Origin of the sequence: Aeromonas sobria (assembly GCF_050266975.1) — a bacterium.
GTDB classification, from domain to species: Bacteria; Pseudomonadota; Gammaproteobacteria; order Enterobacterales; family Aeromonadaceae; genus Aeromonas; species Aeromonas sobria_B.
The window spans coordinates 67,590-89,727 of sequence record NZ_JBKISU010000016.1; the positions used below are offsets into that span (position 1 = coordinate 67,590).

Genomic DNA, 22,138 nt, shown 5'->3' on the forward strand with positions numbered 1-22,138 from the left:
CCCTCTCAGTCCCATGGGTATGTTTATCTTATGTTTCTATTTGGTCTCGATATTTCTAGACCCGTCTGACGTTTGCTGAGTGCAGCCCTGGTCTTTGCCTTGCCCGTGTTGGTGGGGGTGTGGGAGCTGCATGCCAGCTATCTGCGCGCCCTGGACACGCAGTCCGAGCTGGCGGCGGCCCAGGCGGTGCAGCTGATGGAGAAGATCCTGGACCATGTCGAGGGCGCCAACCTGAGGGTCATGTCGCAGCTCAACCGCCCCTGCCAATCCAGTCTCTTCACCCTGCGCAGGCAGGCGGCGCTGGTTCCCTTCGTGCGAACCATCAACCTGATCGATGACCAGGGGGTCTATTGCAACTCTGTGGTGGGCAAGGTGCGCTGGCAGGATGAGCCGGAGGCGTACAGCGAGGGGGTGCTGCGTCTGTTGCCGGGCTCCCCCGAGCTGAGCCATCAGCCCATGCTGTCGCTGCGCTCGGATAGCCAGTATGGCAGCGTGGGCAGCACCATAGACAGCACCTATCTGAAGATACTGCTGGCCCTGAGTGCCCCTCCCGGCGGCGAGGTCCTGCTCCAGGTGGGTGAGGAGTGGCTGGACCATCAGGGTCAGCTGGTGAGCGGCCACCCCAGCTTGCCCACCCTGGCCGCCCATAGCGCCCGATCGACGCGTTATCCCCTCTCCATCTATGCCGGGATGGATCTGCCTTCCATCTGGCTCTCGCTCTGGCAGGGTAGGCAGTTGACCCTCTTGACCCTGCTGGGCTTCTCCCTGTCCATCTCACTGCTGGTGTGGTTGCTGCTGGGGCGCCCCGGTTCCATGGAGGGGGAGCTGAAGCGGGCGCTGCGGGCCCGGGAGTTCATCCCCTATCTGCAGCCTCTGGTGACCAGCGACAGTGGCACTGTGATGGGGGCCGAGGTGCTGATGCGCTGGCAGCACCCCTCATCCGGGCTTATCCGCCCCGATCTCTTCATTCCTCAGGCGGAGGAGTGCGGCGTGATAGTGCCCATGACCGACCTGCTGATGCAGGCAGTAGCCAGGCAGCTGGGGAGAGCGCAGGAGATGCTGCCGAATGGTTTTCATATCGGCTTCAACATCAGCGCCGCCCACTGCCGGGACTTCTCCCTGCTGGAAGAGTGTCGCGCCTTTCTCGCTCACTTCACCCCGGGCCGAGTCGTCCTGGTGCTGGAGCTGACCGAACGGGAACTGCTGGTGGCCGATCCCCGCACCCTGGCCCTGTTTCACCAGCTCGATGAGATAGGCGTCAGGCTGGCCATCGATGACTTCGGTACCGGTCACTCCAGCCTCTCCTATCTGCAACAGTTCCACGTGGATTACCTCAAGATCGACCGATCCTTCATCGGCCGCATCGGCACCGAGTCCCTCTCCGAACACATAGTCGACAACGTGATCGATCTCGGCCACCGTCTCGGCATGCACCTGATCGCCGAAGGGGTCGAGACCCGGGAGCAGGCCGATTACCTCAAGGGCAAGGTGACCTACCTGCAGGGGTATCTGCTCGGTCGTCCCATGCCGCTACGCCAGTTCTGCGACGAGCTGCTGACCGAGGTGCGGGCTGCCGGGCCCGTCATCTAGCTGGGCGTGTTCGCCTGAGGGGACGCCCTTAGCACCTCAGGCCGTGCAACCCGCTCGCCAGCGTCTCGTGGGCGCGGCCGGGCTCGTCTGCTGGCGGTGCGCCACCGGATCGATCGGATCGTCGGCGCTCTGCTGGTGGGATTCGGCCTGCTGCTGGCGCTGACCCAGCCGTCGCGCTGAGGGGAAGAGGAGCGGCTCTCCTTATCCACCCTCGACGGTAGGGGCTTGTTTTTCATGCCTTGGCGCTCGCTTTTCGGTAGAATCGCCGCTCATTTTGAAGGCAGATGAGGCGCGGTATGACGGTTCAGTTCCAGGCATTTCACAGCATCAAGGCGATTGGCAATCGGGAGGTGCTGTTCAACTGGTCGCGAACCAACCCCCTCGGCGCCCTGGATCAGGTGTGGCGCCCGAAGAGTCGTGACGAGTTGCAACAGCTGCTGCGCGCATACCCCGAGCGCAAGCTGCGGCTGATCGGCTCCGGCCTCTCGTTTGAACCCATCCACAGCGTCTATGACGAGGGCAGCCAGGCGCTGCTGGTGGACTTGCACCACCTGCGCGGCCAGCTGGCGAAAACCGTCGATACGGTGACCTATCAGGCGGGCACCCCCCTCGATACCGTCTATGCCGATCTCATCGCCATGGATAGGATGCTGCCCGCGTCCCCCGGCGTCATCGGCATCCAGACCCTGGGGGGGGCGCTCAGCACCGGCACCCACGGCCAGGGGCTGCACCAGTCCGCCCTGTGCGATGCGGTGGAGGCCCTCACCATCATGCTGGCCAATGGCGACATCATCAGTGTGGAACGCACGGATCCGCGCTTCGGCGCCTTCGTGATGGGCATGGGCATGCTCGGCGTGCTGCTCGACGTGCGCCTGCGCACAGTGCCAAACCGCATCATGCGCTGCACCAAGTTCACCACCGACTACCCCTTCCTGCTGGAACACAACGAGCGCCTCAACCGCGAGCACGGCTTCGTGAAGAGCTGGTGGTTCGCCTGGACCGGTGAGAGTCACCTCTGGCTGGTGGATCCCGCCTCCGATGACGAGGTGGCCCGTTACCGCGCCGGGGGCAGCGAGCCACTGCTGCTGGAGGGCGCAGACGGCGCCATGAGCGCCGGCCTCAATAGCACCATAGATGCGACCCTGCAAAAGATGGCCAGAGATACCAAGGACGAGGCGCGGGCCGGGGAGCATTTCGAGACGGTGCGCCGCTTCAAGGATGCCTCTGACTTGGTGGGCAACGTCTACCAGATCCTCTGCAAGGGGATACCGGCGCCCCAGATCAACTGCGAGGTGGCGGTGCCCCTCGAGCGGATGCAGGAGGCCCTCGAGATCCTGCAGCATTGGCAGGAGCGCAACCCGGGGGCACTGCATTACCCCTTCATCCTGCGCTGCACCGGCCCCTCCGAGGCCTGGCTCAGCGCCGCCTATGGCAAGTCGGTGTGCTGGATAGGGTTCCTGGTCTATCTGGCGGCGGACGGCACCTTCGTCGGCGGCTCCATGGAGCAGATGCGCGAGCTGCAGCAGCTGCTGGTGCCGCTTGGCGGCACGCCGCATTTTGGCAAGCACCTGGCGATGGATCTCTACGACTTCCCGGCCCTGCTGCCGCGCTGGCACGACTTCCTGGCCTTGAAGCGCGAGCTCGATCCCCACGGCCGCTTCGAGAACCGCTGGCTTGGCGAGCTGTTCGCCAACCGCTGAGCATTGAACATGACCCATAGGCCAGACACCCGCGCGCATCACACTGCCGGGCGGGGGGAGTAACCGTTATGACAGACAGGCAAGACACTCGAATTCCCGTGACCCTGCTGACCGGGTTTCTCGGCAGCGGCAAGACCACCTTGCTCAACCACTGGGTCAAGCAGCCCGAGCTCGGTGAGTGCGCCGTGCTCATCAACGAGTTCGGCTCCGTGGGGCTGGACCATCACCTGGTGCAGCAGGTGGACGAGCAGGTGGTGTTGCTCGATTCCGGCTGCATCTGCTGTTCGGTACAGGGCTCCCTGGTGGAGGCGCTGCAGGGGCTCTTTATGAAGGCCATCCAGCGCAAGATCAAACCCTTCAAGCGGCTCATCATAGAGACCACGGGCCTGGCGGATCCCGCCCCTGTGCTCTTTACCCTGAAGGAAGAGGGCTTTATCGCCCAGCGCTACCGCTTCGACGGCACCGTCACCGTGGTGGATGCCGGTCATATCGAGCAGCAGCTGGCGGCCCAGTACGAGGCGGTCAAACAGGTGGCCCTGGCGGATCTGCTGGTGCTGAGCAAGGGGGATCTGGTGGACGAGGAGACGCTGGCTCGGGTGGAGGCCCGGCTGGCGACCCTCAACCCGGCGGCCCCCGTCGAGCGGGTCAGCAACGGCGTGCTCTCCCCTGTGGTGCTGGAGAAGCTCGGCGCCTACAACGAGGCGGCCGGTCGGGACGTGCGCCAGCTGCTGGCCTGGCTGCGCACCGAGTCCCCGAAACAGGGGCTGGCATCCCCAATGCAGCAGATAATGCAACCCAAGATGCAGCCGTTCGCCGCCAAGGTGGGGGCCGCCGCCCCCACGCATTTTGACCATGGCAACATAGAGAGCTTCTCCCTGCGCATCGGCGAGCCCCTCAAGCCGTCCCGCCTGCTGGCCGCCATCGATGCGGTGCAGGCGCAGTTTGGCGACGCCCTGCTGCGGCTCAAGGGCATATTGCAGTTGGAAGGGGAGAGCCAGCCCGTGGTGATCCACGGGGTACATGGCCAGCTCTATCCGTTGCAGACCCTGGGGGACTGGCCGGAGGGGCGTGCCCAGTCCCGGCTGGTGTTTATCGTCAGGCGCGCCGACAAGGCCGCTATCGAGGCTCTGTTCCTCTCGACCCTCAAGGCCCCGGAGCCGAGCCTGGAGCAGCGGCTGAAGGCGATGCTGGGTTCGCCGGACGCCTGAGCCTGAGGGCGGCATGACGAGCCGCCCCGGGCCTGCGCGTCAGCCAGTCTGTCCCAGGGGCGGCCTCTGCTGGCGGTCCGCCGCCTGGCGGGCTCCCTGGCCGCGCAGCAGCAGGAAGGCGGCCGGCGCGAAGTAGAAGGAGAGCAGGGTCGCCAGGGCCGTGCCCCCGGCGATGGCGATGGCGAAGGGGGGCCAGAAGCCGCCGCCCCCCAGCAGCAGCGGCAGGAAGCCGCCGACCGTGGTGATGGTGGTGGAGACGATGTGGCGGCTGCAACCGGCCACCAGGGTGCGGATCTGCGCCCTGTCCCCCCCCATGGCCAGGGGATCTGCCTTGAGCTCCGCCAGTATGACGATGGCGGCGTTGATGGCGAGCCCCATCAGGCCGAGCAGGGCGATGATGACGGTGAACCCGAAGGGGTAGCCGAGCAACCAGACCCAGAGCAGCCCCAGCCCGCACGATTGCAGTGCCACCAGCATGATGACCCCCGCCATGCGAAACGAGTTGAAGCTGAGCACCAGCACCGCCAGCAGCAGCACGGCGATGAGGCCCACATGGGCCATCAGATTGCCCACGGACTCGTCCCGCTTGGCCGACTCGCCCCCTATCTCCAGCCGATAACCCGCCGGCAGCGCCAGTTGCCCCTCATCCAGCCGCTGGCGCACCTGGTTGAGCACCGTCTGGGGCAGCACCCCCATCCTCAGGTAGGCCTCCAGCACATTGACCCGCTCGCCGTCCCGGCGGCTGATCTCCCCCCAGCTCGGGCTCAATGTGGCGCTGGCCAGGTTGCGCAGGGTCAGCCCTGTGCCCCCCTCGCCATCCCTCAGGGGCTGGTTGAGCAGATCCTGGATATCCTGGCGCTCGCTCGCCGCCAGCCGCACCCGGACAGGGATAGACTCGGTGCCCTCCAGCACGGCACCGCCGACGCGGCCATCCAGGGCCGCCTCCAGCCGGGTCGCGAGCTGACCCAGGTTCATGCCCGCCAGCAGGCTGGCCTCCTCGTCCACCGTCAGCCACAGCTTGGGCACCCCCGCCTGCAGGGTGGCCCGGGTCTGGATCACATCCGGGGTATCGGCGAGCAGGGCGCGCACCTCTTCCCCGAGGCGGTGGAGCTGGTGCAGGTCCGGGCCGAACAGGCGCAGCTCCACCGGGGCGTTGAAGGGGGGGCCTTGTTCGAGCTTGCGCACCAGGATCTGGGCCTGGGGGAAGGCCGTGTCCAGCTCTTGCTGCAGCTGGGGGATCAGGCGGTTGGCGCTGGCGAGATCCCGAAACCGTATCATGCCTTGGGCATAGTCGACCCGGCCCTGCTGACGGGGCACCAGGTTGTAATAGAAGCTGGGGGCGTTGTCACCTATGACCCAGTCCTGGCGCACCAGCTCGGGGTGGCGGGCCAGGGTCTGCTCCATGGCCGCCACCAGGGCGCGGGTGTGACCCAGGCTGGCCTGGGGGGAGAGGCTCACCTCTATGTGGATCATGTCCCTGTCCGCCGGCGGGAAGAACTGTTCGGTCAGGCGGCCGGCAGCCCAGAAACCGGCGAGGGGCAGCAGGCAGACCAGCAGCAGGCTGGTACGGGGGCGGGCCAGGGCCCACTCCAGGCTGCGCTCGAAACGGGCGGCCAGGGCGGGCAGGTGCAGGCCATCTCTATACCAGGCGCTGCCTCCCTGAGGGGCGACCCAGCGCGCCGACAGGCCGGCCACCAGGGTGTGGGAGATGAGGTAGGAGCCGATCAAGGAGAAGATCACCGCCCAGGCGATGCCGCCGACGAACTCACCGGCCGGGCCCGGCATCAGTATGATGGGCAGGAAGGCGAGCAGGGTGGTGAGGGTGGATCCCAGCAGCGGCAGCCAGAGGTGGCGGATGGCCTCCATGGCAGCGGCGGTCACCCCCATGCCGTGGCGACGCTGATACTGCACCCGATCCGCCATGACGATGGCGTTGTCCACCATGATGCCGAGGGCCACCACCAGGCCGGTGACCGACATCTGGTGGATGGGCAGGCCGATGAGGTTCATGCAGGCGAAGGTGAAGGCCACCGTCAGGGGCAGGGAGAGGCTGACGATGAGGGCGGCCCGCATCCCCAGGGTCAGCAGCAGCACCCCCATGATGATGGCGAACCCCTGGCCTATGTTGATCAGCAGGTCCGAGAGGCGGCGCTCGGTATATTGGCGCTGATCGAAGCTGGTGGTCAGGGCTATGTTGTCCGGCAGGCTGGCGGCAAGGTCGGCCAGCATGGCATCGAGCTGGGCCGACCAGAGATCGATGCGCCTGTCTTGGGCCATGCGGATGCCGACCACTATGGCCCGCTCCCCGTTGGCGAAGGCGAGCTGGCTCTCGGGCTGGCGGATGCCGCGCCTCACCTCGGCGATGTCGCCAAGGCGCAGGGTCCGGCCCAGGTCGTCGGTGCGCAGCGGGATCTGGCGGATGCGCTCCAGGGTATCGAGGGAGCCTCGCAACTCAATCAGCAGCCGGTTGTTGCGCCCCTGCAACTCCCCGGCGCTCACCTTGGCATCGGCCCCGCGCAGGGCCTGGGCCAGGGTGGGGCCGTCGAGCCCGGCGGCGCCCAGAGCCAGGGGATCGAAGATGACCTCTATCTCCTCCTCGGGGGCGCCGGTGCGCTCCACGTACTGGGTGCCGGGCAGCATGCGTGCCCGCCGCTCCAGCTCGGCGCTGTAGCGGGCCAGGCGATCCAACTGGATGGGGCCGGGGCCGCGCCAGCTGAGGTTGACCAGCCGGGTGAAGGGGTAGCCCTTCTCGTCGTTGAGCTGGGGAGCGCCAGCCCCATCGGGCAGCTGGGGGGTGAGATCGCTTAGCCGGTCCCGGATCCGGGACCAGACGGGCACCACCTCGATCACCTCGTCCCTGAGCTCGACCTGGATGATGGAGAGGCCGGGGCGGGAGTGGGACTCGATGAGCTTGACCTCGCTCTGGGCCCTAAGCCGGTTCTCTATGGGCTCGCTCACCAGGGCCTCGACCCGCTCGGCGCTGGCGCCGGGCAGGGGGGTGACCACGCTGGCGAAGCGGCTGATGATCTGGGGGTCCTCGGTGCGGGGCAGGCTCTGGAGAGCGGCCAGCCCGGCGGCGATCAGCAGGGCCACCGCCAGCAGGGCCAGCCGGCCGTTGTCGATGAAGGCGCGGATCATGGGGTCGCCTCCTGCACCGTCACCCGCTGACCCGGCACCAGCTTGTGCAGGCCGTCCATGACGATGCGCTCATCCCCCTGCAGGGCCCCCTCTATCCAGGCGCGTGCTCCGTCCTGTTGCAACAGGCGCACATCCCGGCTGACGATGGTGGGCTCGGGAGTACGGGTGGCCACATAGAGGGTCCAGCCGCCCCGGATCCCCTGGGTCAGGGCGGTCAGGGGCACCACATAGGCGTCGATGGCGTTGGGGGTCTGGTGCAGCAGGCTGATCAGCTGGCCCTCGGCCAGCATGGCGGCGTCCTCTCCCAGGGCGAAGCGGGCACTGCGGGTGTGGGTGCGGCCATCGACCCGGATCCCCAGGTTGACCAGGCGGGCGGTGAAGGTGCGATCCGCCGCCTGCAGCGGGTAGCTTTGTCCCGGGCTCAGGGTGGCGGCCAGCTCGGCGGGAATGCCGATGTCCGCCTCCCAGTGACCGGTGCGGATCAGGGTGAACAGGGGCTGGCCCGCATTGACCACGGCCCCCAGGGGCTGCTCCCGGCTCACGACGGTGCCGCTGAAGGGCGCCAGCAGGCGGGACTTGTCGATACGGACCTGATTGGCCTCTTGCGCCGCCGCTATCTGACTGGCGCTCTCCTCCAGCATGCGGGTCTTGCCCTGCCACTCGTCAATCTCCTGATCCGAGCTGAACTGGCGCTGGCGCAGGGTGGCGAGGCGGGTGAGCGTCTGGCGGGCCAGGGTCAGCTCGGCCCGGTTCTGGCCGAGGCGAGCGGCCAGCTCGCGGGCTTCCACCTCCAGCAGCCGGGTATCCAGGGTGGCGAGCAGCTCCCCGGCGGCGAAGGTATCGCCCCGCGCCTTGTGCAGGGAGGCTATCCGCCCCGCCAGCTCGAAGCCGACGGCCCCCTCCTGGGGCGCCACGACCCGGCCGGTGTAACGGCGCAGCTCCGGATAGTGATCGCTCGTTTGCAGGGGGAGGGCGGTGACCCGGGTCGGGGTGGGGGTCGCCAGTTCCTGACTGGCCGGGCCGCAGCCGGTGAGCAGCAAGAGCGCGAGTAGCAGAAGCGCCATGACATCATCCTTGTGTTGATTTAGTATTCAGACCATACCGTACAGTCTAGTTTGATTTGGAGGCAAAATGAACAAGTCACCGCGCAGTCAGAAGAAGCGGGCAGCCATATTGGAAGCGGCGGGGCAGCTGTTTTGCGAGCTGGGCCCCCATCAGGTCAGCATGGACATGGTGGCCAGCGCCGCCGGCGTCTCCAAGCAGACGGTCTACAGCCACTTCACCAGCAAGGAGCTGCTGTTCGCCGAGGCGGTGGGGGCCAAGTGTCACAATGACGAGCTCTCTGCGGCCCTGCTGGAGCAGGGCGGCTCGGTGCGCGAGAGCCTGCTGCTGTTCGGGCGCGGCTTTCGCCGCCTGGTGCTGAGCGAGCAGGCGATCAACATCTTTCGCACCTGCGTTGGCAGCAACGATGAACAGTTGTCCGCGCTCTTCTTCGAGGCGGGGCCGGTGCAAGTGCTCGGGATCCTGGCACAGTGGCTGGAGCGCCAGAAACGGCTGGGCCTGCTTCACCATCCCGACAGCCAGGATGCCGCCCTGCAACTGCTGCTGATGTGGCAGGGCAAGGACAGGATCCGCCGCGAACTGGGCCTGCCCCTGATGGAGAGCCCGGCCCAGCAGGAGGCCTGGCTGAACAGCTGCATCGACCTGTTTCTGAGCGCCTCGACCCCCCAATCCTGACGGAGAGACCATGACGCAGCCACACCCGGAACTCTCAGCGGCCCAACTCAAGTGGCTGCCCTGGCTGACCGCGGTCGGCTTCTTCATGCAGACGCTCGATGGCACCATCCTCAACACGGCGCTGCCGAGCATGGCGAAGACCCTGGGGGAGAGCCCGCTGCAGATGCAGTCCGTGGTCATCGCCTACATGCTGACGGTGGCGCTGCTCATTCCCGCCTCCGGCTGGCTGGCGGACAGATTCGGCACCCGCCGCGTCTATCTGTGGGCCATCGCCCTGTTCAGCCTGGGCTCTTTGGCCTGCGCCCTGGCCAATACCCTGCCGCTGCTGGTGGCGGCCAGGGTGCTGCAGGGGGTGGGTGGCGCCCTGCTGATGCCGGTGGGCCGGCTCGCCGTGTTGCGGGCCTTCAGCAAGGGGGATCTGCTCAGGGTGATGTCGTTCGTCACCATCCCCGGGCTGGTGGGCCCCCTCATAGGCCCGGCCCTGGGGGGCTGGCTGGTGGAGGTGGCGAGCTGGCACTGGGTGTTTCTCATCAACCTGCCGGTGGGGCTGCTCGGTTTCATCGCCAGCTGGTACTACATGCCGGAGATGCGGCGCGAGACCCCCAGGTTCGACTGGCGCGGCTTCGTGATGTTCAGCGCCGGCATGGTGCTGGTGTCGGTGGGTCTGCAGGGGCTGGGGGAGCACAGCCTCTCCACCGGCTGGTCCCTGCTGCTGCTCATCACCGGCCTGGCGGCCATGGCGAGCTACTGGCTCTACGCCGCGAACGCCGAGCGGCCCCTGTTCAGCCTGGCGCTGTTTCAGACCAAGACCTTCGCCATCGGGGTCTGGGGCAACCTCTTTGCCCGCCTGGGCAGCGGCGCCATGCCGTTTCTCACCCCGCTGTTTCTGCAACTGGGGCTGGGCTATTCGCCGAGTGCGGCCGGCATGACCATGATACCGACCGTGCTCGGCGCCATGCTGACCAAGACCCTGGTCAACAGGCTGATCCCCCGCATCGGGTATCGCCGCATCCTGGTGGGCAATACCCTGCTGCTGGGGGCCCTGATCGCCAGCTTCGCCCTGATCGACAACGATCTGCCCTATTGGGCGCTGCTCGGCTGGCTCGGGGTGTTCGGCGCCATCAACTCTCTGCAGTTCTCCGCCATGAACACCCTCACCCTGCAGGATCTGAGTGCCGAGCACGCCAGCAGCGGCAACGGTCTGCTCTCGGTGGTGATGCAGCTCTCCATGAGCCTGGGGGTCGCCATCGCCGCCAGCCTGCTCGGGCTCTTTGCCGCCTCCAGCAGCGAGCAGTGGCTCCATGGCTTCCACCTCACCTATTTCTGCATCGGCCTGATGGCCATGCTGGCCGCGATGATCTTCGCCCAGCTTGCCAAAGACGATACGAAGGCGCGTCGGCGCGAAGACTCGGCCTGAGGGTGAGGGTGATGCAGGCCGCGATGATCGTCGCCCAGCTCGCCAAAGACGATACGAAGGAGCGTCGGCGCGAAGACCCGGCTTGATGGTGAGGGTGATGCAGGCCGCGATGATCTTCGCCCTGCTTGCCAAAGACGATACGAAGGCGCGTCGACGCGAAGACCCGGCCTGATGGTGAGGGTGGCGGTGATAGTGAGGGTGATGGTAATGGAAGGCGAACAGAGAGGGCGGCCCTGGCCGCCCTCTCTTTATTTGGGGTCTGGGGATCAGACCCTGAACTGATCGACCGCCCGGTGGAGCAGGCTCGCCTGCTCGGCCACGTTCTGGCTGGCGCGGCTGTTCTGCTCGGCCTGGGTCAGGGCGTCGTTGGCGATGTCGCGGATCACCACGGCGTTGCGATTGATCTCGCTCGCCACCGAGCTCTGCTCCTCGACCGCGGTCGCTATCTGGGTGCTCATGTCCATCATCTGGTCCATCTGACGGGTGATGTTGGCGAGCTGGGTGCTGGCCTCCCCGGCGGCCTCGACGCTGCGCTCCCCCTGGGTGCGGCACTCGCCGATCAGGTTGACCACGCTCTGGGTGCGGGCTTGCAAGCCGGAGACGATGGCGGCGATCTCGCTGGTGCTCTGCTGGGTGCGCATGGCCAGGTTGCGCACCTCGTCGGCGACCACGGCGAAGCCGCGTCCCTGCTCGCCGGCTCTGGCGGCCTCGATGGCGGCGTTGAGGGCCAGCAGGTTGGTCTGCTCGGCGATGGCCTGGATCACCTCCAGCACGTTGCCTACCTGACGGCTCTCCTCGGCCAGGGCGATCACCTCCTGGCCCGAGGCCTCCAGCTTGGCGGAGAGGGAGTGGATCACCGCCATGGTGGTCTCTACGCTCTCGCGGCCCTGCTGGGCGCTCAGGTTGGTGGTGCGGGCGCTCTCGGCGGCGCTCTCCGTGTTGCTGGCGATCTCCTGCACCGTGCTCTCCATCTCGGTGGCGGCGGTGGCGACGAGATCGCTCTCCTGCAACTGCTGCTGGGTGCCCTCCTGGGCGGCGTTGGCGTTGCGCTGCAATTGGGCGGTGAGGCGCTCCAGATCCGTGACCGAGGCGACGACCTGGCCTATGACCTGATTGAAGTGCTCCAGCATGGTGTCGAAGTCGCGGCCCATGGCGCCAAATTCGTCCCTGGAGCCGATGCGGGCGCGCAGGGTGAGATCGCTGCTGGCGGTGACCCGGCGCATGGTGTCCGCCAGCCGTTGCAGCCCTGTCATGACGTCGCGGCCGATCAGCAGGTTGAGGCCGAGGGCGGCCAGTATGCCGAGGATGCAGAGCAGCACCATGACCCTGAGGGTACGATCATGGGTGGCGTCGGCCTCCCGGGTCAGGGCCTGGGTCAGGGTGATGCCCGCCTGGCGCATCTGCTCGGCGCTGCGATTGAGCTCGGCCCTCAGCCCCTCGTTGGCACTCAGGCCCAGGCGCTGCTCCTCTGTGACCAGGGCGAGGAAGTTCTGGCGGTAGCGTTCCAGCAGGGCGGCGAGGGCCGGTTCGCCGGCGAGCGCCTGGGCCAGGGGGGCCAGGTTCTGTTCGAACTTGGCGCGATAGCCGATGTCGCGGCGCAGCATGAAGTCCTTCTCGTCCCGGCGCAGTTGCAGCATCAGCAGGCTCTCCTGCTGCTGGCTCCGGGCCTTGAGCTCCTGCTCCAGGGCGTGGATGGCCTGACGCAGGGCGCCATAATGGCCGCTGGTCGGGGTGAGGCCTATCTTCTCCTGCTGGGCGCGCAGGGTCTCGAACTGGCGGCTGTACTCCTTGAGCTGGCTGGCAAAGGCCAGAATGTCGGCCTGCTGGGCGCCGCCGTGGTGTTGGCCCATCTCGGCGAGCAGGCGGTTGGCCTGGTCACTCTGAGTGGTGAAGGCGGTGGCGGCGGCGGGATCCCGGCTCAGCAGGAACTCCCTCTCCTGCAGGGTGAGGGCGATGAGGTCGGCCTCCACCTGCTTGGCCTGCAGCATCTCGGCGTTGCTGCGCGACTCCTGTCCGGAGAAGTAGAACATGGCCCCCATGACGGTGGCCTGGATCCCGGCCACCAGGATGGCGGACAACACGAGTTTCTGTTTGACGTTCACGACGACCTCAAGGGACAAAGGAGATGGTCAGCGTATCGGCGCTGAAGGTGGATCCTGAAGGGTGCTTTGGCCTTTTCTTCTGCCAGTGACGGGGTTGGGATTCGAAGGATTCTGCCATCCCGCCGTCATGCAGGGAAATAGTCTGCCGCTCTCCCGATCAGGGCGTGGGGCGCGATCGGGAGAGGGGTGACCATGGTGCGGGGATCAGGCCCGGAGATCGGCCAGGGCGCCGCTCGGCGTCCAGTCGAAGGGGATGGGGGTGAGGCGCTGGGAGGCCTTGTCATAGCCGGCCCAGAGCGCGGCCATGGTCTCGCCGCTCTCGGGGTGGCGCAGGGTCGGCGCCAGCTCGGCCAGGGGCCAGAGCACGAAGGCGTTGGTCACTATCTCGCCGCGGGGCAACACCAGGGGGGCGTCGCAGACCCGATCGCCGTAGAGCAGCAGATCGAGATCCAGGGTGCGGGGGGCAAACTTCTTGGCGTCGGGCTCGCGGCCGTGGGCAAACTCCATGGCCCGCAGCCGCTGGCAGAGCTCGCTCAGGGCCAGCCCTGTGTCGGCGCCGACCACCAGGTTGTAGAAGGGGCGGCCATTGAAGCCCACCGCCTCGCTCTCGAATACCCGGGAGACCTGGAGCGGCCCCAGCAGCCGATGCAGGGCATCCAGTCCGGCACGGATATGGCGCTCCCGCTCGATATTGGAACCCAGGCTGATATAGATCCTTGTCATCAGCACTCGCTCGCGGCCGGGGTGCGGTGGCGCAGGATCTCGACTCCCACGCCGGCGGCGTTGGGCACGGCGCCCGGCTTGGTCAGGGTCACCTTGACCCAGTGCACCCGAAAGTCGCTGAGGATGAGGTGTGCGACCTGTTCGGCCATGGTCTCCACCAGTTCCACCACCCTGGTGCTGGCGTATTCCGATACTTTCTGGGAGAGGGTGGCGTAATCCAGCGCCAGATTGATGTCGTCGCCAGCGGCGGCGGGGCGGTTGTCGAAGCCCATCTCGAGGTCGAAGCAGAGTTTCTGGCGGATGCCCTTCTCCCACTCATACACCCCGATAGTGCTCAAAACCTCGAGTCCACGAATAAACACCTTGTCCATGACAGTACTTCTTCTTTACTCTTGATGGGCTGTGAAACAGCGCAGGGATGCTGGCCTGGCAGATCACGTGCCATTGGCGAACGGCCCGGGTAGCCCGAGCCGGAGAATGTGGCCCGCATCATACCCCATTCATATCGTGGTAAAAACGACCAAGATGACGGCCCTGACGATTTTGATGATTATTCTGGCCTATCTGGGCGGATCCCTGTCCAGTGCCGTGCTGGTGTCGCGCACCACGGGCCTGCCGGATCCCCGGGATCATGGTTCCCATAATCCGGGGGCGACCAATGTGTTGCGCCTCGGCGGTCGCGGCGCCGCCCTGGCTGTGCTGCTGCTCGACATGCTCAAGGGCACGGCCCCCGTCTATCTCTCCTGGTTCCTCGGCATCAAGCCCGTCTATCTCGGCTTTATCGGGGTGGCCGCCTGTCTGGGTCACATCTATCCGCTGTTTTTCCATTTTCGCGGCGGCAAGGGCGTGGCGACAGCACTGGGCACCATGCTGCCCATCGGGCTGGACATGGGGGCCCTGGTGGTGGCGAGCTGGCTGCTGGTGGCCCTGATCAGCGGTTACTCCTCCCTGGCCTCCATAGTGACAGTGCTGCTGGCGCCCCTGTTTGCCTACCTGCTCAAGCCGGAATACACCCTGCCGGTCTCCCTGCTCTCCTGCCTCATCCTGATCCGCCATCACGAGAATATTTCCCGCCTGCTCAAGGGGGAGGAGCCCAGGTTGTGGCGCAGGGACGGGGCCGACGGGGGGTGAGTCTGCCGGGGAATTGCACAAAAAGGGGTTTGCTGTGCAAAAAAGAGACGAACGAGACAAAAAGTAAAATTTCCCGTTGACCCCCAAGGGCAAAATCCGTTTAATAGCGGCCACGCCCAGATAGCTCAGTCGGTAGAGCAGGGGATTGAAAATCCCCGTGTCGGCGGTTCGATTCCGTCTCTGGGCACCAAGATTTGGTGCCATGAAATAAAAATATGTTCATGCACAATGGTTTGAGTGTGCCGGCTTAGCTCAGTAGGCAGAGCAACTGACTTGTAATCAGTAGGTCACCAGTTCGATTCCGGTAGCCGGCACCATTTAGCCCAGATAGCTCAGTCGGTAGAGCAGGGGATTGAAAATCCCCGTGTCGGCGGTTCGATTCCGTCTCTGGGCACCAAACAAAGGACGTCGGGATAGCGATATCCCGTCTCCGAAGTACAATTCCTCCTTAGTTCAGTCGGTAGAACGGCGGACTGTTAATCCGTATGTCACTGGTTCAAGTCCAGTAGGAGGAGCCAACACAAAAGCCCAGCAGCCATGCTGGGCTTTTTCTTTGGTGTTTTGCCTGCCCGGCCGGGTGACAGGGGGGAACTCAGGGCGGCGGGGGAACCCTGGGGCTCTCGCGCAGAAAATTGTCGCATCGCTCAAAATATATCTTTCCTGTCAGTGACTTGTCTTCCATTTCTCGCCTAGTATGACCGCGCGGCGGGCCCTGGTTACGCCGTCCCTGATTTGGGTCAGCCCCGGTGGTCGGCGGGGTCAATGGCCTGATGCCCGGTACGCCGCGCTCTGGAGAGTGGCGCAGCCCGCCATCCGGAGATGACCGGCGGAACCTAGCCGTTATCGAGGTAATGTATGAATGCAACCGAGCTCTGGCAGTTGTCACCCGAACAGTTCAACGAGTGGCGCCGGGAGAATGACTACCCCATGATCTGGGATTTCCTGGTGGCCTCCCTGCCCCATTTCAACGACTGGATGCTGGAGCAGCGGATCGACAAGGGGGTGATCTTCCAGATAGGCATTGCCAGATTCATCAGCTCGCGCTGCGTGCTGAGCCTCTGCGTCTACATGAGCGATGACAGGACTCGCCTCTATGAGACCGCCTCGAGCGCGCTGGAGTCCCTGCGCAAGAGTGGTCTGATTCGTTCGGAGACGCGCTTCGAGCCCTATGCCATGTGGCTGGCCGGCAAGCACGGCAAGGAGGAGGTGAAGCGGGTGCAGAGCCTGCTCTCCGTCTCCGAGAACAACAAGGGGGAGGCCCAGGTGCTGGGCGGGCATCGCCTGCTCAACATCGGCGGCATCGCCCTCAAGAGCTCCATCATCTCCGGCCGCCTGCTCGACTTCACCTGCCTCGACGAGCTCTCCCTGGACAGTGCCGTCAACAACTCCAAGGTCTATCTGTGGCACTGCTCCGCCAAGGGGGTGCGCATCAACGGCGGTGTGATAGGGCTGGATCTGTTCGATTCCCTGTTGTGGGACCACAGGGCCTGGGCCAAGAAGCGGGAACTGGCCCTGGAGGAGGGGGTGTTTCAGGACTTCACCATAGAGTGTGAAGAGATGCGGTTTCACTCCTCCCGGGCCGTGCTGAAAAACTTCACCATTCGCGCCAAGCACTTCGATGCCACCATGGAGCACACCAACCTGGACAAGGTGCAGGTGAGCTACAACGAGAATGGCCGGATCGATCACAGCGAAGCCAGCAAGTTGTACCGCAATGCCAAGCGCCTCTTCTCCAGCGTGGGGGACACGGTCGATGCCGGTGAATGTTATTACCAAGAGAAGCTGCATGAGATGAAGTCCCTGGCCCGGCCAAAAGAGCTGTTCAAGGAGCGCTGGCTGCGCAGTGGCCTGCGCCAGCGGGGAGGGTTCTCCCTGCGCTGCTATCTGAAGTGCGCCGCCAAGTTCGTCAGCTTCATCACCTGGGGTTTTGGCGAGCGGCCCATCCGCAGTCTGCTCATGTCCATGGGGGTCATATTGCTGGCGGCACTGACCTATTTTCTGGCGCCCGCCTCCGTCACCCATCATGAGCTGGGGCGCTCCCTCTACTTCAGCATCGTCACCTTCGTGACCCTGGGTTACGGCGATATCTCCCAGACCGCCTCCCCCTTGCAGCTGCTCTCCGCCATAGAGGCATTTTGCGGCATGTTTCTGACCGGTCTCTTCCTCGCCGGCTTCGCGTCAAAAACCAAGCAGTACTGAATACCCCTGACCGGATCCTGCCGGATCCGGTGCATCTTCCCGCTGACGTTTCCCTCGAAAAAGGCAGTATAGTGAGCGGCGCCGCCAACGTGGCGGCGAGCCCAGCCTTTATCGAGGAGCCATCATGAATCGTGAATTTACCGCCCAGTTTATCAAGATGCTCGCCAACCTGGACCGGCTGCTGGTCAAGGCGGCGGCCCATGCCGAGGCCAAGGGATACGATGTCGACAACTTCTTCGGCGATCGCCTGATCGTCGACATGTTCCCCCTGAGCAAGCAGGTGCTGATCTGCTGCGAGTCGGCCAAGGCCTGCGTGGCGACCGCCAGCCACGGCGACAATCCCGGCTTTGCCGACGAGCCTCGCACCATGGCGGATCTGCGCGGGCGCATCCAGGCCACCATCGACTTTCTCACCTGCAAGCTGGATGCCGATTACAGCGAGTTCGAGAGCGGCAAATACGCCCCCTACTGGGCTAATGGCAAGTGGATGGATGGCAAGACCTGCTTCTACGAGTACGCGCTGCCCAACTTCTACTTCCACCTCACCATGACCTATGCCCTGCTGCGCCGGGCCGGGGTCGAGCTGGGCAAGGGGGACTATCTGGGGGCCCTGGCGTTCCATCAGCCCGAGTAAGGTCGCATCGGCTTGACGGTCTCTGCGCAGAAGGGGCCTGCCGGGGTGGCAGGCCCCTTCTCATTGGGGGAGGGGCAGGGTGGCGATCATGGCCTTGGGATTGAGCCGCTGGATGACGACGCCGTGACCCATCCCTTGGCCAAGCTTGCTGGCTATCGGATCTGGCGCCGCCCCGGGCGCGACAGTAAGCGGCGCAGCGGATGGCGAAAACGGCCTCTTTTGGCCATCTCCCGCCCCCGTCATATGGCGGTCATCAGGATCGGGCTAGCTTATGGGGGACTGTCACTCAACATAAGGATGTCCACATGGGATGGTATGAGCTCAAGCTGGCCAGGAACGACCAGTATCACTTCGTGTTAAAGGCAGGGAACGGGGAGGTGATCCTCAGCAGCGAGATGTACAGCAGCAAGGGGGCGGCCCAGAACGGCATCGCCTCGGTGCAGAGCAACGCCCCCGAGGCGGGGCAGTACGAGCTGAAAGAGGCGGCCAACGGCAAGTATCACTTCAACCTGAAGGCGAAGAATCATCAGGTGATAGGGTCGAGCCAGATGTATGCCAGCCAGGCCTCGGCCCAGAACGGCATCGCCTCGGTGCAGAGCAACGGCCCCTCCGAGACCATCAAGGACCTGACCCAGGCCTCCTGATCCCCCCTGGCGCCGCAGTGAAGGGGAGGCTGAATGCCTCCCTGGTGGCGCCCGTCCCCCACATTCTCAGGCCACCCGGTTTTCACTCACTTACCGCTTGCGGGAGGGCCCCTTGCTGCCAGCCGCGAGGGCCTGCTTTCTGGCCTTCTGCTTCTGGGCGCCCTTGCCGCTGCGGCGCGGTTCGGGGTCGAAGCGGGTCAGATCCGGCTCAAAGCCGGGGAACCACTGCTGGGGCAGCCGGGTGTCGAGCACGGCTTCCACCTTCTCCAGCAGCGGCGCATCCTCCGGGCTGAACAGGGTGATGGCGAGCCCCTTGTTGCCGGCGCGGCCGGTGCGCCCGATGCGGTGGACGTAATCCTCGGGCTGATGGGGAAACTCCAGATTGATCACATGGTTGAGATCGCTGATGTCGAGGCCGCGGGCCGCCACGTCGGTGGCCACCAGGGCCTGCAGGGTGCCGGCGCGAAACGCCAGCAGCACGTTTTCGCGGGCGCCTTGGGAGAGATCCCCGTGGAAGGCGAGCGCATTGATGCCCGCCTTGCCGAGCTGCTGGGCCAGTTTGTCGGCCCCCTGGCGGGTGCGGCTGAAGATCAGCGCCGGTGCCCAGCCTTTCACCTTCAGCATGTGTTCGACCAGTGCCAGCTTGCGATCGCTGTCCACTGCATAGACCCGCTGCTCCACCTCGGCCGCCGTGGTGTTGCGCGGTGCTACTTCGATCAGCGCCGGGTCGCGCAAGAGCACGCGACTCAAGGCAAAGAGGTTGTCATCGCAGGTGGCCGAAAACAGCAGGGTCTGGCGCTGCGCCGGTATTTGCTTCAGCAGCGCGGTGATCTCGTCCATAAAGCCCATGTCGAGCATGCGGTCCGCCTCGTCGAACACCAGATGACGCAGCTGGCTCAGGCTGAGCGCCCCCTGGCGCAGGTGATCGAGCAATCGGCCCGGGGTGGCGATCAGCAAGTCCACCCCGGCTTGAAGCGCCTCGACTTGCGCGGCGATGCTGACCCCGCCGTAGACCAGGGCGCTGGTGAGGCTCGTGCCCTGCCCGTAGCGCGCCACGCTCTCGGCAACCTGCACCGCCAGCTCGCGGGTCGGCACCAGCACCAGGGCGCGAATGGGGCGGGGGGTCTCGCTCGCCGGTTGGTTGAGCAACAGCTCCAGCAGCGGCAGCACGAAGGCGGCGGTCTTGCCGGTGCCGGTCTGGGCGCCCGCCATCAGATCCCGTCCCGCGAGGATCAGGGGGATGGCGCCGGCCTGCACCGGGGTGGGCGCGGCGTAACCCAGCTCGCGCAAGGTCTGCTGCAAGCGGGGGGAGAGGGCCAGTTCGGCGAAGGAGGCAATGGACATAGGGCACCAGTATGGGGGCATCGCGGCCTGCGGCGGCGACAGAAAATCAGCGTGGCCGGGATGGTAACAGATAGAGGGGGATCGGCAGAAGACGGGGGAGCATGGGTCTCCCCCCGAGTCGGCCGACTTCCCGAGTCTCGGGGGATCCGATCAACGGGAATGGCGAGTCCCGCCTCCTGACGGGGGCCGCATGGGATGAACACAGCCGCTGGTCTACCTCAACAGCCTGCTGCAGGTGTCGGTGGCCCTGAACATGGAGAGCTTCGCCGCCAGACACCAGGTGCAATCCGGTGCCCACCGCCCCTTGTCATGGGTTGGCGGCATGCCCCGCCGCCCTTGGTCTCTGCCATCCAGGCTCGTCCCGCGACTCTGGCCACATGACGGTCTCGCCCGCTGTCAGGCTCCATTTGTCATCATTGTTTAACGAATTGTTGCCATGCTGTGGCCGGACGCAGTGAGTGGCAAACCAGACAAGTGCAGATAACAAGGAAAAGCAGATGAGCCGTTTTGACGAGAGAGACAGTGCCAACCATCCCCGCGAGCAGGAGCCTGAGTTCAACCGCCTGATCGAGGCCGGCCTCAGCCGCCGTGGCTTCTTGAAGGGGGTGGGCGCCGCCAGCATGGTGGCTTTTTTTGCCGCGAGCCCGGTGGCCCGCGCCGTGGCCGCCGCCACCCAGCCCTTGCTCGGCTTCCAGGCCGTGCCCGCCTCGGTGGCCGACACCATAGTGGTGCCGCCCGGCTACAAGGCCGAGGTGCTGATCGCCTGGGGAGATGCCCTGTTCCCCGATGCCCCTGCCTTCGCCCAGAGCAATGACGCCAAGGCCCAGAGCCGCCAGTTTGGCGACAACAACGACGGCATGAGCTTCTTCCCCCTGGGTCAGGATCGCGCCCTGCTCGCCGTCAACAACGAATACACCAACTACGAATACCTGTTTGCCGATGGCGGCAAGGCGCTCGATGCCGGCGCCGTCGCCAAGGCCCAGGCGGCCCATGGCGTCTCCCTGGTGGAGCTGGCGCGCATCGATGGCAAGTGGCAGGCCAACCCCAAGGGGGCCCTCAACCGTCGCATCACCGCCACCACCCCCATGACATTGAGCGGCCCGGCGGCGGGTCATGCCCTGCTCAAGACCCAGGCCGACCCCGAGGGGCGCACGGCTCTTGGCACCTTCAACAACTGCGCCAACGGCCAGACTCCCTGGGGCACCTACCTCACCTGCGAGGAGAACTTCAACGGCTACTTCGGCAGCGAGGGCAAGCCGGAGCTGGACAAGCGGGCCGCCCGCTACGGCCTGGCGGCTGAGGATGCGGGTTTTGGCTGGCACCGGTTTGACGAGCGCTTCGATCTCGCCAGGCACCCCAACGAGCCGCACCGCTTCGGCTGGGTGGTGGAAATCGATCCGCGCGATCCCGCCTCCACCCCGAAGAAGCGCACCGCCCTTGGCCGCTTCAAGCACGAGAATGCGGCCTTCACCATCAACCAGGATGGCCGCGCCGTGGTCTACCTCGGCGATGACGAGCGGGGCGAACACATCTACCGCTTCGTCTCCAAGAACAAGGTGGTGGCGGGCAATGATACCGCCAACCGGGATCTGCTGGACGAGGGCACCCTCTATGTGGCCCGCTTCGAGGCCAGGGAGGGGGAGCTCAAGGGCACAGGCCAGTGGCTGCCCCTGGTACACGGCCAGCACGGCCTGACCCCGGAGAACGGCTTCGCCGATCAGGGGGAGGTGCTCATCTTCGCCCGGGAGGCGGCGACCCGGCTCGGCGCCACCACCATGGACAGGCCCGAGTGGGTGGCCGTGCACCCGCACCGCGGCGAGGTCTATTGCACCCTGACCAACAACAAGAACCGCGGCCTCAAGGATAACCAGCCCCTGGACGGCGCCAACCCCAGGGCCGAGAACCCCTATGGCCAGATCATCCGCTGGCGCCCGGCCGGAGGCGATCACGGCAGCGACCGCTTCGAGTGGGATCTCTTCCTGCTGGCGGGCAACCCCGGCGTGCACAAAGAGGGGCTGATGGCGGGCAGTGCCAACATCCATCCGGACAACATGTTCAACAGCCCGGACGGCATCGGCTTCGACGAGGCGGGGCGGCTCTGGATCCAGACCGACGGCGACTACTCCAACGAGAAGCAGTTCGCCGGCATGGGCAACAACCAGATGCTGTGCGCGGATCCCGCCAGCGGCGAGGTGCGCCGCTTCCTGACCGGCCCCATTGCCTGCGAGATCACGGGGCTCACCTTCAGCCCGGACTGGCGCACTATGTTCGTCGGGGTGCAGCACCCGGGTGAAGAGCTGGCCCCCTCCCACTTCCCGGGCGGCGGCACCAGCATTCCCCGCTCCGCCGTGCTGCGCATCACCCGGGACGATGGCGGTATCATAGGGGCCTGATGGCCACAGATAACCGCCTTGCCTGCAATGAAAAGAGCCGCCTTCGGGCGGCTCTGTCATAGGCCTGGCTCAGACCGGAAAATAAAAAAGACCGGGCACAGGGCCCGGTCAAAAACCCGCAGATTGGGAAGATATGCGGGCGTTCAGGTTGTGCTCCCTCAGGGGTTACTCGCGCTCC

15 protein-coding genes, 4 tRNA genes and 3 pseudogenes are annotated in these 22,138 nt (G+C 65.6%); 16 read left to right on the plus strand and 6 right to left on the minus strand.

Annotation, left to right across the window (positions count from 1 at the left end):
* The first annotated feature begins 72 nt into the window (after positions 1–72).
* From ACLHZ1_RS11005 to ACLHZ1_RS11020, 4 genes and pseudogenes are all read left to right on the plus strand, one after another.
* A complete protein-coding gene (locus ACLHZ1_RS11005; protein WP_427262121.1) occupies positions 73–1,590 on the plus strand; it encodes an EAL domain-containing protein in 1,518 nt (505 codons plus the stop codon).
* 78 nt (positions 1,591–1,668) lie between these two features.
* A pseudogene (locus tag ACLHZ1_RS11010) lies at positions 1,669–1,770 on the plus strand (LysE family translocator); the annotation flags it as partial.
* Between the two features lie 116 nt (positions 1,771–1,886).
* The gene (locus tag ACLHZ1_RS11015; protein ID WP_427262122.1) at positions 1,887–3,290 is read left to right on the plus strand and encodes a D-arabinono-1,4-lactone oxidase; all 1,404 of its coding nucleotides are present in this window, start codon (positions 1,887–1,889) and stop codon (positions 3,288–3,290) included.
* A gap of 68 nt (positions 3,291–3,358) precedes the next feature.
* Positions 3,359–4,498, plus strand: coding sequence for a CobW family GTP-binding protein (locus ACLHZ1_RS11020; protein ID WP_427262123.1), 1,140 nt, complete (start codon positions 3,359–3,361; stop codon positions 4,496–4,498).
* Between the two features lie 39 nt (positions 4,499–4,537).
* Here ACLHZ1_RS11020 and ACLHZ1_RS11025 read toward each other — a convergent pair whose 3' ends face one another.
* Positions 4,538–7,636 carry an efflux RND transporter permease subunit gene (locus ACLHZ1_RS11025; protein WP_427262124.1) on the minus strand — a complete coding sequence of 1,033 codons (3,099 nt, stop codon included), beginning with the start codon at positions 7,634–7,636 and terminating at the stop codon, positions 4,538–4,540.
* Positions 7,633–8,700, minus strand: a complete 1,068-nt coding sequence (locus ACLHZ1_RS11030; protein WP_427262125.1) for an efflux RND transporter periplasmic adaptor subunit — start codon at positions 8,698–8,700, stop codon at positions 7,633–7,635. The genes ACLHZ1_RS11025 and ACLHZ1_RS11030 overlap by 4 nt, the downstream gene beginning before the upstream one ends.
* A 67-nt stretch (positions 8,701–8,767) precedes the next feature.
* Here ACLHZ1_RS11030 and ACLHZ1_RS11035 point away from each other — a divergent pair, with 67 nt between their 5' ends.
* Together ACLHZ1_RS11035 and mdtD are read left to right on the plus strand one after the other, a co-directional pair.
* Positions 8,768–9,373 (plus strand): TetR/AcrR family transcriptional regulator, encoded by a 606-nt coding sequence (locus tag ACLHZ1_RS11035; protein ID WP_427262126.1) that lies wholly within the window; start codon positions 8,768–8,770, stop codon positions 9,371–9,373.
* 10 nt (positions 9,374–9,383) lie between these two features.
* Positions 9,384–10,790 (plus strand): multidrug transporter subunit MdtD, encoded by a 1,407-nt coding sequence (gene mdtD, locus ACLHZ1_RS11040; RefSeq protein ID WP_427262127.1) that lies wholly within the window; start codon positions 9,384–9,386, stop codon positions 10,788–10,790.
* A 266-nt stretch (positions 10,791–11,056) separates the two neighbouring features.
* Here mdtD and ACLHZ1_RS11045 read toward each other — a convergent pair whose 3' ends face one another.
* From ACLHZ1_RS11045 to folB, 3 genes are all read right to left on the minus strand, one after another.
* On the minus strand, positions 11,057–12,829 hold the full coding sequence (locus ACLHZ1_RS11045; RefSeq protein WP_427262149.1) for a methyl-accepting chemotaxis protein: 1,773 nt from the start codon (positions 12,827–12,829) through the stop codon (positions 11,057–11,059).
* 267 nt (positions 12,830–13,096) lie between these two features.
* On the minus strand, positions 13,097–13,615 hold the full coding sequence (folK, locus tag ACLHZ1_RS11050; RefSeq protein WP_427262128.1) for a 2-amino-4-hydroxy-6-hydroxymethyldihydropteridine diphosphokinase: 519 nt from the start codon (positions 13,613–13,615) through the stop codon (positions 13,097–13,099).
* Complete coding sequence (gene folB / locus ACLHZ1_RS11055; protein ID WP_427262129.1) at positions 13,615–13,986, minus strand: dihydroneopterin aldolase; 372 nt, start codon at positions 13,984–13,986, stop codon at positions 13,615–13,617. Before folB ends, folK begins: the two co-directional genes overlap by 1 nt.
* Before the next feature lie 154 nt (positions 13,987–14,140).
* Between folB and plsY the strand changes: the two are divergent.
* From plsY to ACLHZ1_RS11095, 8 genes and pseudogenes are all read left to right on the plus strand, one after another.
* Positions 14,141–14,813, plus strand: a pseudogene (gene plsY / locus ACLHZ1_RS11060) (glycerol-3-phosphate 1-O-acyltransferase PlsY).
* A gap of 47 nt (positions 14,814–14,860) precedes the next feature.
* Positions 14,861–14,936 (plus strand) — tRNA-Phe (locus ACLHZ1_RS11065).
* Between the two features lie 51 nt (positions 14,937–14,987).
* Positions 14,988–15,063 (plus strand) — tRNA-Thr (locus ACLHZ1_RS11070).
* 4 nt (positions 15,064–15,067) lie between these two features.
* Positions 15,068–15,143 (plus strand) — tRNA-Phe (locus ACLHZ1_RS11075).
* 45 nt (positions 15,144–15,188) lie between these two features.
* Positions 15,189–15,264, plus strand: a tRNA-Asn gene (locus ACLHZ1_RS11080).
* A 337-nt stretch (positions 15,265–15,601) separates the two neighbouring features.
* The gene (locus ACLHZ1_RS11085) at positions 15,602–16,945 is read left to right on the plus strand and encodes a potassium channel family protein (protein ID WP_427262130.1); all 1,344 of its coding nucleotides are present in this window, start codon (positions 15,602–15,604) and stop codon (positions 16,943–16,945) included.
* Positions 16,946–17,069: 124 nt separating this feature from the next.
* Positions 17,070–17,579, plus strand: coding sequence for a DUF1993 domain-containing protein (locus tag ACLHZ1_RS11090; RefSeq protein WP_427262131.1), 510 nt, complete (start codon positions 17,070–17,072; stop codon positions 17,577–17,579).
* Positions 17,580–17,884: 305 nt separating this feature from the next.
* The gene (locus ACLHZ1_RS11095) at positions 17,885–18,223 is read left to right on the plus strand and encodes a YegP family protein (protein WP_427262132.1); all 339 of its coding nucleotides are present in this window, start codon (positions 17,885–17,887) and stop codon (positions 18,221–18,223) included.
* 90 nt (positions 18,224–18,313) lie between these two features.
* On the opposite strand, the gene ACLHZ1_RS11100 is transcribed toward ACLHZ1_RS11095, so the two are convergent.
* Positions 18,314–19,567 carry a DEAD/DEAH box helicase gene (locus tag ACLHZ1_RS11100; protein WP_427262133.1) on the minus strand — a complete coding sequence of 418 codons (1,254 nt, stop codon included), beginning with the start codon at positions 19,565–19,567 and terminating at the stop codon, positions 18,314–18,316.
* 202 nt (positions 19,568–19,769) lie between these two features.
* Between ACLHZ1_RS11100 and ACLHZ1_RS11105 the strand changes: the two are divergent.
* Both ACLHZ1_RS11105 and ACLHZ1_RS11110 read left to right on the plus strand, forming a co-directional pair.
* Positions 19,770–19,877 (plus strand): annotated as a pseudogene (locus ACLHZ1_RS11105) (DNA-directed RNA polymerase subunit delta); the annotation flags it as partial.
* A 187-nt stretch (positions 19,878–20,064) separates the two neighbouring features.
* Complete coding sequence (locus ACLHZ1_RS11110) at positions 20,065–21,960, plus strand: PhoX family protein (protein WP_427262134.1); 1,896 nt, start codon at positions 20,065–20,067, stop codon at positions 21,958–21,960.
* Positions 21,961–22,138 lie beyond the last annotated feature (178 nt).